Below are 16,507 nucleotides of genomic sequence, written 5' to 3' on the forward strand. Positions count from 1 at the left end.
GAGCGCCGCCGGGCGGGCCGGTCATCCGGGGTGTCCGGGGTGTCCGGCCCGTTCGGCGGCGGTTTCGAGCATCCGGGCGTGGCCGTCGGCGTCGGCCGCGGCACCGGTGAGCACCACGAGCGGAGGCCGTCCGCCGTGGGCCGCGATGCGCCGGGCGATCTCGTAGGCGGCGCTTCCGCCGCCGCAGAACCCGCCCAGGACGAGGAGTTCCTCCGCGTCGGCAAGGGAGCGCAGCGCGGTGTACCGGGCGTCTGTCCCGCCGGGCAGGGAGCGCAGCAGGACGATCGACTCGGGGCCCCGGTAGGCGCGGGCGAGCCGGTCGTAGCGGGAGCGGGGGGTGCCGTGGGTCTGCAGGAGGCAGACGGTGCCCGCGCCGGCGGTGTCGGCGGCACGCAGCGGGACGAGCGGGGGTTCCGCTTCGGCGGCGGGCAGGGGCTCTGCCGGGTCGCGGGCCGGCGTGGTGTCCTCGTGGCCGGACGGCGGGACGGTGCAGGCGCTGTCCATGAGGACGGACAGCAGGTCCAGGATGTCGGCCACGGTCGTGGAGTCACCCGCCACGTAGGGCAGTTCGCCCAGCAGCAGGGCACTGTGGGTGAGGACGCCGGCACCGGCGGCGTCGTCGAGCCGGGCCCGGTCGTAGGACGCGGTCAGGACGAGTCTGCCGTCGCCGTCGTGGTGGGCGACGATCGTGAGCGGGAAGGCCGTGCGGGCGCCCTGGGTCTCGGGCTGCTCGACGCGGACGCCCTGGGCGGCCAGGACGTCGGCCAGGTCGTCGGTGTCGCGGGGCCTGCTCTCGAAGACGATCAGGGTGCCGTCCTCTTCGGTGGCCTCCTCGGCCCCCGAGGCGGCCCAGGAGCGGATCTGGCCCGGGGAGATCCATTCGTAGGCCGACATGTCCAGGGCCCGGTCGCGGAGTTCGGCGAGCAGCGTTGTCATGGTGGAACGGGGGTCGACCTCGACGGACAGCGGCAGCACGGTGCGCAGGGCGGCGGGCATGCGTTCGGCGCCCTCGAAGAGGATGCCGCGCCCGGAGGCGGTGACGCCGAAGCGGACCCGTGCCGCTCCCCCGGCTCCGCAGGCCCGGTACAGCAGCAGGGCCCAGACGGCCTGCAGGACGCCGCTCTCGGTGCTGCCGCAGCGCGCGGCCCAGGCGCCGAGGCGCTCGGTCTGGGCGGCGGTGAGGCGCAGCCGGGTGCGGCTGACGGCGTCGGGCGGCTGGGTGGCCGCGGGGCGGGCCGCGTCGGTGGTTTCGGCGGGCGGGAGGGGCCAGGCGGTGTCGGTGGGCGAGGGCAGGGCCCGCGACCAGAAGTCGCGGGCGGGGCCGGTGTCCTGACGGCCGAGCCAGCGGGCGTAGTCGCGCAGGTCGGGCCGGCGTTCGCCGCCCGGCAGCTGGCCGCCCGCCAGGTAGGCCCGGTAGAACTCGCGCAGAAGCAGGCGTGCGCTCCAGTCGTCGAGCAGGGCGTGATGGTAGGTGAGCAGCATCCGGGCGGGCACGGGCTGGTCGTCCGCCGAGGGGGCGGAGCCGAGGACGGTGACGCGCAGCGGACCGGGCAGGCGCGGGTCGATGCCGCGCCTGCGGTCGTGTTCGACGAGGTCGGTCCAGCGGGCGCCGCCGTGCGGCACCCACAGCACGGCGGCGTCGACGTGCTCGTGCAGGACGATCAGCGGTTCGGGCCCGTCGTCGAACGCGGCGCGCAGCACGCTCTCGTGGTCGGTGACGGACTGCCAGGCGGCGCGCAGGCGTTCGATGTCGAGGGGGCCGTGCCAGAGGGCGGTGAGCTGCTCGATGTGGCGGCCGGGGTGGGTCTCGGAGTCGGCGAGGAGTTCGCGCTGGAGCGGGGTCGCGGTGAGGCTGCGGGTGGGGCGGGCGCCGGGCAGCGGGTGGGTGAGCAGGTCGGCGAGCCGTCCGTAGGGGAAGGCGTCGTGCGGTGTGCCGGTGTCGTCGACGGCGAGCCGGAGCGCGTGGTGGCCGGGGCCGAGTCCCTCGACGCGGTGCCGCCAGGCCGGGGCGCCGGGGTGGTGGACGGCGAGGTGGTCGAGGGCGGCCCTGAGCCGGTCCGGGTCCAGTGGGCCGCGCAGCTCCAGGACGGGCGTGTCGTAGGGGGGCCGGCCCAGGTCGACGAAGACGGTCGTCGCTTCCTCGGGCGGTGGGGGCGCGGTGTGGTCGGTGGTCATCGGCTGTCCGGGGCGTGCACGTCCGGGTGGCCGCGCGTACGGCGTGCTGTCCACGCGTACGACTGTGTGCACGGCCTCCGCGTACGGCTGTGGAGAACCCCCTCCCTCCCTTCTCTCGAGCGCGGAACGAGTATGTGCAGGCCCGCCCATACGGTCCTGATACGGCGCTGACACCGTGCTGGTCCGGGCGGCCCGCGGTGGGCGGTGCCCGGCTCGGCCGGGCGCGCAGGAATCGTTTCGAAGGGATGGGCCGCGACAGTCGCCCGGCACCCTATTGCCGGTCGGGGCCCGTGCCCCGGATCCTCGACCGCTCCTGGATCCGGCCTCGAGAACACCGTGCGGGCCCGCGCGTCACCCGCGTGGAGTGCCGTCGTCCGCCGGGACGGCCAGGAGGCCGGTGACGGCGCCCACGAAGCCCTCGTCGAGCATGGTGCGCGGTGCCGTGTCGCGGGAGGTGTCCAGGCCGGCGTCGTGGCAGGCCACGCTGAGGAGGTAGCGGCCGAGCACCTGATGGGTGGTGAAGGCCCAGTCGCCGCGGGCGGCGGGCGTGCCGTCGGGCCCCAGCAGTCCCGGGCTTTCGACACCGAGGCCGAACTCGGAGAAACCGAGCCGCAGTCCCTGCCCCAGGGCCTTGGTGTACGCCTCTTTGAACGTCCACAGCCGCAGCAGTCCGGCCGAGCGGTCGGCGTCCGGGAGCCGCTGAAGCTCCGCCCGTTCGGCGGGCGTGCACACATGTTCCTGCATCAGGTCGAACGACATGGTCCGTGTGGCGGGTTCGGCGTCGACGCCGATCCGTCCGTTGCGGCTGACGCCGACGGCGATCAGGTCGTCGGTGTGGGTGAGGCTGACGTCGATCTGGTCGAGCCCGCGCAGATAGGGCCGGCCCCCGATCTTGTAGGCCAGATCGAGTGCGGCGGCCTCGGTGTCCAGCGCGGCCGCGGCGGTGAACTTGGTGGCCATCCGCGACGCCGCGAACCGGAAGCGCACGACCGGGTCGGCGGTGCGCCGGTAGCGCGTCCAGTCGCGGCCGAGCAGCGGCCGCAGCAAGGGGTCAGTGACGGCGGTGGCGAGCCATTCGCCCCAGGTGGTGTACACCACGGCGTTGCCGCGCAGCCGCATGCCCTCACGCACCTTGTGCCAGGGCCCGTCGGGGCCGCTGACGTGGATCGGCTCGCTGATGCGGTCGGTGTCGTGCGGTACGGACGTCATGGCCGGTTTGGCCGGTGTCGACGGGTTCACCGTGTGCCCTCCCTGTCTGGTGCCTGTCCGTGCTCTCACTGCGCGAGCGGTGTGGCGTCCAGGTCGCAGCTGAGGCCGGCCCGGTATCGGCGGATCAGTTCGTCCAGCAGGTGTGCCGTGCAGCCGTCGGGCAGGTCGGGCACCGGGATGCCGAGCCGCTCGCCGATCCGGGACAGGGCGAGCACCGCCCACGCCGCGTCGGCGAGGAAGGGATCCGTGCCGTCCTGGCCCTCCCAGATGCCCAGGACCGCCGCGGCGGCGGTGATCAGGCTGTAGCGGTCGCTGAGCACGCACATCGCGGGATCGCCGAACGCCGAGGCCCCGGACGGCGGGAGCAGCCGGCAGGTCGCGCGCAGTGCTCGCAGTTCGGCGACGAACGCCTCGGCGAGTTCCGCGAGCGCGGTGATCTGGCCGCCGACGCCGCGGGAGGGGGCGAGCCGGCCGGCCGACCCGATGAGGGAGGCGGCCATGAAGTCGCCGCCGCCCGCGATGCCCAGCAGCCGGTAGTCGAGCGGGGGCAGTTCGGCGCCCTTGCGGAACAGCTCCGGCGGCGGCTCGTCCTCGGCGAACCAGGCGCTCTCGGCGAGGTGGCGCAGCTGCGGCACGATCACCGCCTGGCAGGCGGCGGTGCCCGCGTGGCCGAGCCCGGCGACCGGCAGGTCCCGTACGAGCTTGTCGAGGGCGCCGTACTGCGGGCTGCCGTGTTCGTAGCCGCGGGCACCCAGCACGGTGGCGAGTTCCTCCAGGTTCTCCCGGAGCAGGCCGGGCACCACGTATTTGACGGCGGCGGCCGTCACATGGGCCCGGTCGGGCAGCAGGCCCAGCGCGCGCAGGGCGACGGTGGCCATGCTGTCGCAGGCCAGCAGATCGGCGAAGACCCCGGTGAGCGGCTTGTGCCAGCGGCGGGCGACGGGGCCGGTGCGCCCGGTGGTCGCGGCCCGGACCGCGGAGTGCAGGACGGTGTCGGCGGCCGCGGTGACGACCCCGCAGATCACGCTGCGGTTGACCTGGAAGGTGCGCAGGGCGAGCGCGACGCCTTCGCCCACGCGGCCGACGAGCGCGTCCTCGGGCAGTGAGCGGCCGTCGAACTCCAGCCCGGAGAAGAGCGCTCCGCGCATGCCCGGGGTCTCGATCCGCGGCAGGTGCCGCATCGTTCCGGTCTGTGCCCGCGCCGGGTCGAGGAGGAAGACGGAGTGGCTGTTGGGTCCGCGCGCGGCGTCGGTGCGGGCGTAGACGACCTGGGCGTCGGCGCGCGCCGCGTTGATGATCAGATCCTTGCGGCCGTACAGCCGGCGTCCGCCCTCCGGCGTCGGCCGGGCGGTGAACTCGTCCCTCAGGATGGCGTTCGCGTGGGCGAGTTCATGATGGAGGATCGTGCCACGGCCGCCGTCGAGCAGCAGGTCCGCGAGGTCACGGCGCTGGCGTGTGCTGCCGGCGGCCCAGACCGCGCCGGTCGCGAACAGCGAGGTGATGCCGTACCCGAAGCCGAGTGCGACATCGCGCCGGAAGACGGGGCGCAGGGTGCGGGCGAGCAGATCGGCCCGGGTGAGCCGCCCGCCGTACTCGGCGGGTACGAACTCCGCGCCCAGGCCGGACTCGGCGAGCAGGGCCTCGGTCGCGGCGGGCGGGGTGCGCCGGTCGTCGGCGGCGAACAGGGCGCGCAGACCGTGCGGGTTGGCGGGGTCGTGCGGATCGCCGAGCAGGGCCTCGAGCCGCGCGGCGCGCGCGAGCGCGTCCGTCTCCCAGCGGCCGGGTCCGGCGCCGGCTGCGTATACGGTCTCGGCGGTGGTGGTCATGGCGGCGGTGGTCAGCTCCTTCGTCGCGGTACCTGTCTGTCGCGTACCTACGCTCGACGCTGACGGCGGCTGCTCGCGGCGCACTGGAGCAGCGCTCGAGATGCGGTCCAGGAATCCGGGGCGGCGGTGCGGGGTGTTCACGAAAACCCGCCGAACAGACCGCGCAGTCGGTTTTTTCTTGACGGTTTCCCGAGCGTGGCTCATGCGGGACACCGCGGTTCCGCGACCGTTTCCCGACTCCGGCTCCACCCGTGAAAAAAGGCTGCCGCGTCCCTTCGGGGAGTCACGGCAGCCTCGGCTCAGGCCCGGCCGGCGGCGCGGGCGGGAGCCCTCACCGCGCCCGGGTGACGCACTCCGCGTACCGGCGGACCGTGTGCAGCGTCGCGGTGGAGTTGCGTCCGAGGGCCTCCCTCACATGGCGGCGGGCCCGGGCGAGGTCCGCACCGGCCCCCAGCACCTGCTCCACGGCGTCCTCGCGCAGCACCACGCTGTGCTGCGCGACCACGGCCAGGCCGTTCTCGTCGGACACGACGTTCCACTCCCCGGTGTGCGCCTCCATCAGCGCGGGAGTGGTGGTCTGCTTGTAGACGATCCGCCCCGCGTGCGGGAAACAGATCCGCACGGACTCGGTCGTATGCCCCGCCCCGTCCGCCGTGAGCGTGTCCATCGCGATGACCTGCACCCCGGGGGTGTCCTCCGTCAGCTCCAGCCGCGCCACATGCGGAATCAGCTCGGGCCAGTCGCCGGCCCGGTACAGGAAGTCGTACACGCGCTCGGCAGGCGCGTTGATGCGGACCGTGTCCTCGAAGGACAGCACGAGGTCGTCGAAACGCGTCCACCGCTCCGCGAGGGACCGCAGACTCGCCAGTTCGGCCCGGGAGTTGAGGTCGAGGACCTGCTCCACCCACGCCACGTCACCCGCGGCGTCGCCGTGCACCGCGAAGTCGTGCAGCAGCGTCAGCAGGCTCGTCCCGTCCGCCCGCTCCTCGGTGATCCACGTCCCGCGCATCATCGTCACGGGCAGCTGGGTGTGGGTCTGGCGGAACTCGACGCAGCGGGTCCCGGGATCGTGGACCCGCTGCGAGATCCACGACCTGAGCCGGCCGCCGGCCGTCGCCCACATCCGCAGGCGCTCGTTCGTGCCGTCGAACTCCAGCCGTTCCACGTGCACGTTCTCCGGGAAGAACAGCGGCCACCGCGTCGCGTCCGAGATCAGCCCGAACACGGCGCCGGCGGGGGCGTCCACCTCGACCGAGTGCGACGTACGGTGCACGCGCTCACCCGTCATCACAAGCACCTCTTCGCGGAGGGCCGGTTGTCGGTCACGGTCAGTGCTCCTTCGGGCGGTGGACGGGAGTGGGCAGGCCGGGACCCGGTTCGCGCAGGGCCTCCCCGGCGAGCGGGCCGGCCAGGCGCAGCGGGGCGAGGGCCCGGTCCAGCGCGGTGCGGGTCAGCTGGGCACCGCGCGCGGCGACATAGCCGTCCGGGCGCACCAGAACCCAGCAGCCGGGGGCCAGGCCGAGCGCGATGCGCAGCCGGGCGTCGGGGTCGGCGAGCGGGGCGGGACCGTCGGCGCACCGGCCGCCCACCGTGCGCACGGACAGCCACTCGCCGTACTGGACGGCGGCCGTCACGGCGACGCCGACGGGTGTGTCACCGGGCCCGGTGCCGCCCTCGGAGAGCAGCAACGTCCAGCGGGGGTCGCGCAGTTCGTCGTGCAGGGAGCGGCAGCCGGGTGAGGAGGGGTGGTGGACCTGCGCCTCCGTGATGCGCCGGCCGGGGCCCGGTTCGGGGGTCGGCACGGACACGGACATCACCACGGGTCCGGCGCCGACGACGTACTCGTAGGCCTCGACGGTGGTCAGGGAGGACGCGCCGTACCCGATGCGCAGGCCGGACATGCCGCCGAGAACCTTGCGCTGGATGGCCCGCCGCAGCGGCGGCACGGCGCGTACGACGGCGAAGACGGCCGGCAGCGCCGCCGCGGCCAGCAGGCTCTTGAGCTGGACGAGGAAGGTGGCGGTGCGGGTGGAGCCGAGCAGGGCCTCGCCGATCGGCACCCGCTCCTCGCTGTAGGTGTCGAGCAGGGCCGGTCCCGCGTCGCCCCGGTCGACCTGGGCGATTTTCCAGGCGAGGTTGTACGCCTCCTGGACGCCGGTGTTCATGCCCTGTCCGGAGGCGGGGCTGTGCACATGGGCGGCGTCTCCCGCCACGAAGACGCGGCCCTGCTGCATCCGTTCGACCATGCGCTGCTGGAAGGTGAACACGGACGTCCACTCGGCCTCGCCGACCTTGACGTCACGGCCGAGCCCGGCCGACAGCCTGGCCCCGAGCCGTTCCGTGCCGCCGTCCGCGGCGGGCGCGGTGTCCAGGAGCCGCCACTGCCCGTCGCGGGCGTAGGGCACCATCATCAGGGCGTGCCCGCCGGTGTGGGTCCAGTAGATGGTGTCGGGCGGCAGGTCGGTGTCGACGGGCGCGTCGGCGAGCATCCACGTCTCGCTGGACTCGCCGATCAGTTCCAGGCCGAGCAGCTTGCGCACGGTGCTGTGCCCGCCGTCGCAGCCGACCAGCCACGAGGTCTCGACGCTCTCCTCGACGCCGTCGACGCCGCGCAGGCGGACGCACACGCCGTCCGCGGCCTGCTCGAACCCGGTCAGCTTCACGCCCCACTCGATGTCGACGCCGAGCCGGGCCACGGCCTCGCGCAGCACGGCCTCGGTCTCGGTCTGCGGGACGATCAGCGTGTACGGGTAGGAGGTCGGCATCGTCGTGTAGTCGGCCTCCAGCCGCACCAGCCGGTGCCCGCCGGAGTACATGGTGAAGGCCCGGTTCCGCCGTCCCCGTGCGAGCAGGTCGTCGACGACGCCCATCTGCGCGAACGTCTCCAGGCTGCGCGGGTGCACGGCCACGGCGCGGCTGGTGCGCGCGGGCCCGGGCGCGGCGTCGACCAGCCGCACCCACATTCCCCTGCGGGCGAGTTCGTGGGCGGCGGTCAGGCCCACGGGGCCCGCGCCGACGACGATCGCCCGTGGCCGGTCGAGGTCGTGCATCACGCGCTCCCCTCGATGGTCTCGTACAGCCCCGGGCCGGGCGTGGCCGGCGGGCCCAGGCCCTGGGCCAGGGACGGGAACTCCTCGCTGCGCACAGCCTTGCGGTGGGCGGCGGCGTCCTGGCACACGGCGAGCTCGGGGAAGACGTCGGGCGCGCCCGCGTGGCGGAGGGTCTGGTGACGCACGTATCCGGGCTGAGCGGCCGTGGAGGCGGTGAGCCTGCCCTTGACGGCGAGGAAGGCGTCGGTGCCGCCGTGCACGGTCGGCTTGTCGACGAAGGTCACCATGTTCTGCTCCTGAGGATCTGAGGGGTCGGGTGTCCGGGTGCGGGCGGTGGGGGCGGGGTCAGCAAGCGGCCCGCTCCTTGAGCTGCTGCCGGACCAGGCGCCGCGCCGGCTTCCCGGTGGGGGTACGCGGCACAGCGTCCAGGGCTTCGGCCAGGCGGATCCGTTCGAAGTGCGCGAGGTGTTCGTTGGCCCGGGCCGTGACCGAGTCGAGGACGTCGAGGACCTGGTGGGCGCCGGCGGTGTCGTGGTCGTCGTGCAGGACGACGCCCGCCCAGACGAGGCCGCCGTGCTCCTGGTCGGGCCAGTCGGCGACCAGGCAGTCGGCGACGCGCGGGTCGGTGGCGAGGATCCGTTCGACGCGGCTGGGCGAGACGATCTCGTTGTCGTACTTGAAGATGTCGTCGATCCGGTCCACCAGCCACAGGGCTTCCTCGTTGTCGACGTATCCGACGTCCCCGGTGGAGAACCAGCCGTCCGCGTCGATGCGCGCGCAGCTGTCCTCGCCGAGGTAACCGGCCATCAGCTGGGGGCCCTTGACCTGCACCTCGCCGGTGGACCAGACGTCCACCGGGCGGCCGGTGGTGAGGTCGACAAGCCGGCACTCGGTACCGGGCACCGGGGTGCCGACCGCGCCGGGCCGGTAGCGGCCGGGCTGCTGGCAGTGGGTGAGCGGGGACAGCTCGGCCATGCCGTAGCCCTGGACGACGGGGACGCCGAGCAGATCGCGCAGGGTGCGGGCGGCCTCGCGGCGCAGTCCCGAGCCGCCGGACAGCACGGCCGTGAGCCGGGGCCCGCCCCGTGCCCCGCGCGCGGTCCTGGGCAGGCGCTCGTCGGCGGCGAGGCGGTGCAGCCGGGCGGGCAGCCCGTAGTAGTGGGTGGCGCCGGTGCCGGCGGCCACGGCCAGCGAGACAAGCGGGTCGGGGTCCTGGCACAGCACCTGGCAGGCACCGGCGTACAGCGCCGAGTTGAGGTGCATGACGTGGTACAGCGGCAGGTGGTTGACGGTGACCGCGTCACGGTCCAGGCGGTGGGCGAGTGCGACCTGCCGGGCGTTGGCGACCACGTTGCGGTGGGTGAGCAGCACGCCCTTGGGGCGGCCGGTGGTGCCGGTGGTGAACTGCACGCAGGCCACGGCGTCCGGGTCCGCGCGCCGCTCGCCGGGGGTGTCCGGCGCCGTGTCCAGGACGGTGTGCAGCGGTATGCAGCCGGGGGGCACCACCGCGTCGGGCGCGTCCGTCACCACGACGGTGCGCAGCGCGGGCAGCGCGCCGCGCATCTTGGCCAGCAGCGCGGCCGTCGCCGAGGGCACCAGCGCGATCTCGGCCCCGGACGCGGCGAAGACATGCCGCAGCCCGTCCTCGCCGATCAGCGGATTGACCAGGACGACCGTGCCGCCACTGCCCATGACGCCGTAGTAGGCGGCGGCGAAGGCCGGGTCGAGGACGCTTGCGACACCGACCCGCACGCCCGGTCGGCCGGCGGTCTCCTGCTGCAGATACGCGGCGATGCGGTCGGCCCGGGCGGCCAGTGCGCCGAAGGACACGGCCGCGTGCGCGGTGCGCACGGCGATGCCGTGCGGGTCGCGCCCGGCTGCGGTGCGCAGCAGTCCGTCCACCGGGAGATCGGGGTAGGTGAAGTCCGGCACGGCTCGTTCTCCTCCGGGTCTCGGTGGGGCGGCGCGTGCGCCGCCCGGCGGATCTCACCTTCCGCCGGACCGCTCGAGGAATGTTCGAAGAGCGCTCGATCTGTGCTGCGAGAGCGGGGCGCACACGCTGCACGGCCGGGAGCGCTGCTCCCGGCCGTGCAGCCTGGGCCAGGACTCCCCTCCCTTTCGGGGAGGGGAGGATTCCGTCATGGCCGTCCTCCTGTGCAGGCCGGTCCGAGGGACGGGCCTCAGCCGCGCGCACCGGCCGTCGCCCGGGGAGCCCGGGTCAGACGCCGTACGACACGGCAGGCCCGTCCGAGCAGGCGGGGCAGTTCGGGTCCGCGGACGAAGAAGTGGTCGCCGGGCAGCGTGCGGGCCACCAGCGGTCCCGAGGTCCAGCGCCGCCAGTCCGCCAGCTCGGCGGGCCGCACCAGCGGATCGTCCGCGCCGGCGACGGCCAGGACCGGCACGGTCAGCGGGCCGCCCCGCACCGGGGTGCGGGCGGCGCGGCGCAGGCTGTCGGCGAGGGCCAGGTCGTCGCGCAGTACCGGCATCACGGACCGGTACCAGAAGCCGCCGGGGTCGGCGCCCTCGGGCACGGCGCCCATCGTGTCGAGCAGCCGCAGCAGCCGTTCGTCGGACTCCCGGCAGGCGTCCGCGAGTTCGGACGGGGTGTCGGGCGGCGGGCAGGCCCCCACGGCGAGCAGGGCCGGGCCGGGGAGCCCGGCCTCGTGCAGTGCCCGGGTGAGCGTGTAGGCGACCAGCGCGCCGAGGCTGTGCCCGTACAGCACGTACGGCGTGTGCGGCGCGGTCCGCAAGCCGTCCATCAGGTCGGCCAGCAGTGCCCCGCGTCCCGTCACACGGGCTTCGCGGCGCCGGCTGTCGCGGCCCGGAAGCAGGTGCGGCACGGGCGAGACGCCGGGGCCGAGGCCGGCGCGCCAGCCGTGGAACGAGGAGATGCCGGCTCCGGCGTGCGCGAAACAGTGCAGCCCCACCGGCTGTTCGTCGGGCATCGGCTGTCCCTCTTCTCGTCGCGCCCAATCGGCTCTCCCGCGCCTCACGGAGGTCACGCCGGGTCCTCGCCGCATTCGGGCTCAGGCCGCGTACAGATTGAAGGTGGAGGTGCGGCGCGGCCCGCACGCCACGTCCAGCGCCGGGTCGACGGTGAGCATCGCCTGGTGCAGCCGCTGCAGCTGCGGCGAGGGCTCCACGCCCAGATCTTCGATCAGCCGCTTGCGCAGCCGGCGGTAGACGTCCAGCGCGGTGGCCTGCCGGCCGGAGCGGTAGAGCGCCACCATGGCCTGCGAGTGCAGGCCCTCGTGCTGCGGATGACGGGCGACCAGGTCGGTGAGCTCGGCGATGAGCTCGGTGTGCCGGCCGAGCCTGAGATCGGAGTCGATGCGGCGCTCGACGATGACCAGACGGCTCTCCTCCAGCCGCATGACCTCGATCTCCAGGATCGGGCCGACCCGTACGTCGACGAGTGCGGGCCCCTGCCACATGGCCAGCGCGTCCCGGAACAGACCGGCCGCCTGCGCGTCCTCGCCCTCGTCGAACGCGGACTGACCGGCCGTCACCAGCTGCTCGTAGCGGTGCACGTCCACGCTCTGGGGCGGGACCTGCAGCAGATAGCCGCCGTGCCGGGTGGCCAGCACCTCCTTGGCGGTGCCGGGGGCGTCGGGCCCCATGGCGGTGCCGAGGCGGCGACGCAGCTGCAGGATGTAGGTCTGCATGGTGGTCATGGCGCTCTGGGGCATGTTGGTGCCCCAGATCTCTTCCATGAGGGTGGGCACAGGCATGACCCTGCCCGGGTAGAAGGCGAGCAGAGCGAGGATCTGCCTCGGCTTGCCCGCTGTCGGAACGATTGAGACCCCGTTGACGTCGGCGCTCAACGGACCCAGAACCTGTATCTCCACAGTTTCCTCCCCGTACCGGTTGAGTGGTTGGTTCCACTCGATGGCTCAAAGCCGTCGGCCGTGCAGCACGCTAGCCCGGTTCGCGTGACACCCCTCGCAATCTCCAGCCGCGTTCAAGCGACCTTCCACATGCGGGCTTTCCACCTGGGACCAGCCCGCTCAAGAACGCTTGTACGAATGCTGGAACCGGGCTCGCACGGGCGGCCGCCCCCCTGCCCTGGATGGCTATCGTCCGAAGGACCGGCCGCCTCACCCCGCGGCCGCAATTGGCCGACCCGGAACGGACCACACCACGACACCCGCGGCCGCCGCACACCCGACCAGCGACGGAGGCACCATGGAAGAGCGTCAGCCCGTGCCGGACCGAGCAGTGCCGCGATGAGCATGACGCGCGGGGGCGTCAGGGCGGCCGCCCGGCCCGGGACGGTGCCCTCGTCCGCCGGTGAGGAGACGGAGTTCCGGCTGCTGGGGCCGGTGGAGATACGGCACGGCGGGGCGGGCACCGACATCGTGCCGCCGGGGCCCAAGCAGCGGGTGCTGCTGTCGGCGCTCGTGCTGCATGCGGGCCGGCTGCTGTCCGTGGACCAGCTCACCGAGGAGCTGTGGGGCGACAGTCCCCCCTCGAACGCGGCGAACGCGCTGCAGGCACACGTGGCCCGGCTGCGCCGCCTGCTGCCGGAGGAGCCCGCGCCGGCCCCCGGCCACGAGTGGATCACCACCCTGCCGACCGGCTATCTGCTGAGCCTGGGCCAGGCCGGCACCGACGTCGAGCGCTTCCACCGGCTGTCCGCCAGGGGCCGGGCGGCGATCGCCACCGACCCCGGCTACGCTGCCCAGCTGCTGCGCCGTTCCCTTTCGCTGTGGCGCGGTCCGGCACTTCAGGACAGCCGCTACGGCCCGATCTGCACGAGCGAGGCGGACCGGCTGGAGGAGAACCGGCTGACGGTGCTGGAGACCCTGTACGACGCCAGCCTGCGCTGCGCCCAGCACGGCGAGATCACCGGCGAGCTGGAGAAACTGACGTCCGACCATCCGCTGCGCGAGCGGTTCTACGACCTGCTGATGATCGCCCTGTACCGCGGCGGCCGCCAGGCCGAGGCCCTGGGCGTCTACGAGCGTGCCCGCCGCCGTCTGGTGGAGTCCCTCGGCATCGAACCGGGTCCCGTCCTGCGCGGCCGTCTGGAGGCGATCCTCAACCACTCCCCCGACCTGTCCGCCCCCACGGGCCCGGGCTTTCCGGCCGGGCCGACGACGCCGGCCGACACGCTGGAACTCGGCAGTGAGATCGTCCGCCTGCAGCAGCACATCGACGAACTGTGCCGCCGGCAGGAGGCGTTGGTACGCCGTTTCGACGCGTTGACGGCCCGCCTCCCGGAGACGGGGTGAGCGCTCTCGGCCCGCGTCGTGTTCGAGCCGTCCTCCAGGTACGTCGGCGACGCTCGGACGGTCGACGGGGGGCTCGTACTGTCGCCGGGCGACGATCCGCGCCGCCGTCGTGACACCTGGAGGACAACTGTGAGGGACAGCCGATGAGACGGGTTGTGATCACCGGAATCGGAGTGGTCGCCCCGGGTGGAGTGGGCACCAAGGAGTTCTGGTCGGTGCTCACCGCGGGCCGCACCGCCACCCGTGGCATCACCCTGTTCGACCCTGCCCAGTTCCGTTCGCGCATCGCCGCGGAGGTGGACTTCGACGCCGACGCGCACGGGTTCACCGCGGCCGAGGCCCAACGGCTCGACCGTGCGGCGCAGTTCGCGCTGGTCAGTGCCCGCGAGGCGGTGGCCGACAGCGGACTGGACGGGCAGCTCGACCCGCTGCGCACCGGGGTCACGCTCGGCAGCGCCGTCGGCTGCACCACCGGCCTCGACGTCGAGTACGCGAAGGTCAGCGAGGGCGGCGCCCACTGGCTGGTCGACCACACACGCGCCGTTCCGCATCTGTTCGACTACTTCGTGCCCAGCTCGCTGGCCGCCGAGGTCGCCCGCAGCGTCGGCGCCCAGGGCCCGGTGTCGCTGGTGTCCACGGGCTGCACCTCGGGCCTGGACTCCGTCGGGCACGCGGTCGAGCTGATCCGCGAGGGCAGCACCGACGTCATGGTCACGGGCGCGACCGAGGCGCCGATCTCCCCGATCACCCTGGCCTGCTTCGACGCGATCAAGGCCACCACGTCCCGCAACGACGAGCCGCAGACCGCCTCGCGGCCCTTCGACCGCACCCGCAACGGGTTCGTGCTCGGCGAGGGTTCGGCCGTCCTGGTCGTCGAGGAGCTTCAGCACGCCCGCCGCCGCGGCGCGCATGTGTACGCCGAGATCGCGGGCTTCGCCAGCCGCAGCAACGCCTACCACATGACCGGCCTGCGCTCGGACGGCAGGGAGATGGCGGAGGCCATCACCGCCGCCCTGGACGAGGCCCGGCTCGCCCCCGGCGACGTCGACTACATCAACGCCCACGGCTCGGGCACCAAGCAGAACGACCGGCACGAGACGACCGCGTTCAAGCGCGGTCTCGGCTCCCGGGCGTACGAGGTGCCCATCAGCTCCATCAAGTCGATGATCGGCCACTCGCTCGGCGCGATCGGCGCCCTCGAGGTGGCCGCCAGCGCCCTGGCCATCGAGCACGGCACCGTGCCGCCCACGGCCAATCTGCACGAACCCGACCCCGCCTGCGACCTGGACTACACCCCGCTCGTGGCCCGCGAGCAGGTGACCGACACGGTACTGACCGTGGGCAGCGGCTTCGGCGGCTTCCAGAGCGCCATGATCCTGACCCGCCCGCACCTGGGAGTGAGCGTATGACCGGCACGTCCCTCCTCGAACGCCCCGGCGTCACCGGTCGCGGCGCCCAAGCCCGCACCACCCCCGCCGTGGTCACCGGCATCGGTGTCGTCGCCCCCAACGGGCTGGGAGCCGCGGCCTGGTGGGCGGCGGTCCTGCGCGGCGAGAGCGGCATCCGTCCGCTGACCCGCTTCGACGCCTCCGGGTATCCGGCCCGGCTCGCGGGCGAGGTGCCCGGCTTCGTCGCCGAGGACCATGTGCCCAGCCGGCTGATGTCGCAGACCGACCAGGTGACCCGGCTGTCGCTGGTGACCGCCGAGGAGGCGCTCAAGGACGCCGGTGTCGAGGCGGCCGAGCTGCCCGAGTACGCGGCGGGCGCGGTCACCGCGTCGTCCGCGGGCGGCTTCGAGTTCGGCCAGCGCGAGCTTCAGGCCCTGTGGAGCAAGGGCAGCCAGCACGTCAGCGCGTACCAGTCGTTCGCCTGGTTCTACGCGGTGAACACCGGTCAGATATCCATCCGCCACGGGCTGCGCGGTGCCAGCGGAGTGCTGGTGTCCGAGCAGGCCGGCGGTCTGGACGCGGTGGGGCAGGCCCGCCGCCAGCTGCGCAGGGGATCCTCGCTCGTCGTCACGGGCGCGGTCGACTCCGCGCTGTGCCCGTGGGGGTGGGCCGCGCACCTGGCCGAGGGACGCATCAGCGTCAGCGACGACCCCGGCCGCGCCTTCCTGCCGTTCTCGGCGGACGCCTGCGGCTATGTCCCCGGCGAGGGCGGCGCGCTGCTGGTCCTGGAGTCCGCGACCGCGGCCCGCGACCGGGGCGCCCGGGTGTACGGGACGGTCGCCGGATACGCGGCCACCTTCGACCCGGCCCCCGGGGCGGGCGGGGGCTCGCGGCTGGGCGCGGCGGCCGAACTCGCCCTGGACGACGCCGGGGTACGGCCCGACCAGGTCGACGTGGTCTTCGCCGACGGCGCCGGGGAACGGGTGGCCGACCGCGCCGAGGCGCGGGCGATCTCCGATGTGTTCGGGGAGTACGGCGTCCCGGTGACCGCGCCGAAGAGCATGACCGGCCGGCTCGCCGCCGGCGGTGGCGCGCTGGACCTGGCGGCCGCCCTGTTCTCGCTGCGGGACCAGGTGATCCCGCCCACCACCGGCACCCGGCGCCCGGCCGAGGACTGCCCCCTGGATCTCGTGACCGGTGCCCCGCGCCGGGGTGCGCAGCTGCGGACGGCGCTCGTGCTGGCGCGCGGGCGCGGCGGTTTCAACGCCGCCGCCGTGGTCCGCGCCTGACCCCGCCGGCACCCGCAGCACCTGTACCGAAGAACACCCGGGAACACCGAGGAATGAGGTATGCCGTGAAACGGCTCGAACTCACTGACCTGATCACCCTGCTGCGTGAGTGCGCCGGCGAGGAGGAGGGCGTGGACCTGGACGGCGACATCCTGGACGTGCCGTTCGCCGAACTGGGCTACGACTCGCTGGCCGTGCTGCAGACGACCGGGCGCATCGAGCGGGACTTCGAAGTGCTCCTGGACGAGGAGGCCGTGGACGAGGCCGAGACCCCGCGCGTGTACCTGGAACTGATCAACCGGGCGCTGTCCGAGCGCGCCGGCGTGTGAGCGGGGA

13 protein-coding genes are annotated in these 16,507 nt (G+C 73.8%); 4 read left to right on the plus strand and 9 right to left on the minus strand.

Annotated elements, in window-relative coordinates; genetic code table 11:
- Nucleotides 1-21: 21 nt before the first annotated feature.
- The 9 genes from OG410_RS00235 to OG410_RS00275 all read right to left on the minus strand — a co-directional run bounded on the left by OG410_RS00235 (nucleotide 22) and on the right by OG410_RS00275 (nucleotide 12,108).
- The gene (locus OG410_RS00235; protein ID WP_329297157.1) at nucleotides 22-2,229 is read right to left on the minus strand and encodes a condensation domain-containing protein; all 2,208 of its coding nucleotides are present in this window, start codon (nucleotides 2,227-2,229) and stop codon (nucleotides 22-24) included.
- Nucleotides 2,230-2,526: 297 nt separating this feature from the next.
- Nucleotides 2,527-3,414 (minus strand): 4'-phosphopantetheinyl transferase family protein, encoded by an 888-nt coding sequence (locus OG410_RS00240; RefSeq protein WP_329297158.1) that lies wholly within the window; start codon nucleotides 3,412-3,414, stop codon nucleotides 2,527-2,529.
- A gap of 35 nt (nucleotides 3,415-3,449) precedes the next feature.
- Nucleotides 3,450-5,210 carry an acyl-CoA dehydrogenase gene (locus tag OG410_RS00245; protein WP_329297159.1) on the minus strand — a complete coding sequence of 587 codons (1,761 nt, stop codon included), beginning with the start codon at nucleotides 5,208-5,210 and terminating at the stop codon, nucleotides 3,450-3,452.
- A 331-nt stretch (nucleotides 5,211-5,541) separates the two neighbouring features.
- Complete coding sequence (locus tag OG410_RS00250; protein WP_329297160.1) at nucleotides 5,542-6,498, minus strand: aromatase/cyclase; 957 nt, start codon at nucleotides 6,496-6,498, stop codon at nucleotides 5,542-5,544.
- 40 nt (nucleotides 6,499-6,538) lie between these two features.
- Nucleotides 6,539-8,260, minus strand: coding sequence for an FAD-dependent oxidoreductase (locus tag OG410_RS00255; RefSeq protein WP_329297161.1), 1,722 nt, complete (start codon nucleotides 8,258-8,260; stop codon nucleotides 6,539-6,541).
- Nucleotides 8,260-8,547 (minus strand): hypothetical protein, encoded by a 288-nt coding sequence (locus OG410_RS00260; RefSeq protein WP_329297162.1) that lies wholly within the window; start codon nucleotides 8,545-8,547, stop codon nucleotides 8,260-8,262. The genes OG410_RS00255 and OG410_RS00260 overlap by 1 nt, the downstream gene beginning before the upstream one ends.
- A 58-nt stretch (nucleotides 8,548-8,605) precedes the next feature.
- Nucleotides 8,606-10,192, minus strand: coding sequence for a class I adenylate-forming enzyme family protein (locus OG410_RS00265; protein ID WP_329297163.1), 1,587 nt, complete (start codon nucleotides 10,190-10,192; stop codon nucleotides 8,606-8,608).
- Nucleotides 10,193-10,440: 248 nt separating this feature from the next.
- Nucleotides 10,441-11,205 (minus strand): thioesterase II family protein, encoded by a 765-nt coding sequence (locus tag OG410_RS00270; protein ID WP_329297164.1) that lies wholly within the window; start codon nucleotides 11,203-11,205, stop codon nucleotides 10,441-10,443.
- 81 nt (nucleotides 11,206-11,286) lie between these two features.
- Complete coding sequence (locus tag OG410_RS00275; RefSeq protein ID WP_329297165.1) at nucleotides 11,287-12,108, minus strand: AfsR/SARP family transcriptional regulator; 822 nt, start codon at nucleotides 12,106-12,108, stop codon at nucleotides 11,287-11,289.
- A gap of 378 nt (nucleotides 12,109-12,486) precedes the next feature.
- On the opposite strand from OG410_RS00275, the gene OG410_RS00280 reads away from it, so the two are divergent.
- The 4 genes from OG410_RS00280 to OG410_RS00295 all read left to right on the plus strand — a co-directional run bounded on the left by OG410_RS00280 (nucleotide 12,487) and on the right by OG410_RS00295 (nucleotide 16,500).
- Nucleotides 12,487-13,494, plus strand: coding sequence for an AfsR/SARP family transcriptional regulator (locus tag OG410_RS00280; protein WP_329297166.1), 1,008 nt, complete (start codon nucleotides 12,487-12,489; stop codon nucleotides 13,492-13,494).
- A 143-nt stretch (nucleotides 13,495-13,637) separates the two neighbouring features.
- Nucleotides 13,638-14,903: a beta-ketoacyl-[acyl-carrier-protein] synthase family protein gene (locus OG410_RS00285; RefSeq protein ID WP_329297167.1), complete on the plus strand. Its 1,266-nt coding sequence runs from the start codon at nucleotides 13,638-13,640 to the stop codon at nucleotides 14,901-14,903.
- Complete coding sequence (locus tag OG410_RS00290) at nucleotides 14,900-16,171, plus strand: ketosynthase chain-length factor (RefSeq protein WP_329297168.1); 1,272 nt, start codon at nucleotides 14,900-14,902, stop codon at nucleotides 16,169-16,171. The genes OG410_RS00285 and OG410_RS00290 overlap by 4 nt, the downstream gene beginning before the upstream one ends.
- A 65-nt stretch (nucleotides 16,172-16,236) precedes the next feature.
- On the plus strand, nucleotides 16,237-16,500 hold the full coding sequence (locus tag OG410_RS00295; protein WP_329297169.1) for an acyl carrier protein: 264 nt from the start codon (nucleotides 16,237-16,239) through the stop codon (nucleotides 16,498-16,500).
- Nucleotides 16,501-16,507 lie beyond the last annotated feature (7 nt).

This window comes from Streptomyces sp. NBC_00659 (genome assembly GCF_036226925.1).
In the GTDB taxonomy this organism is placed as follows: Bacteria; Actinomycetota; Actinomycetes; order Streptomycetales; family Streptomycetaceae; genus Streptomyces.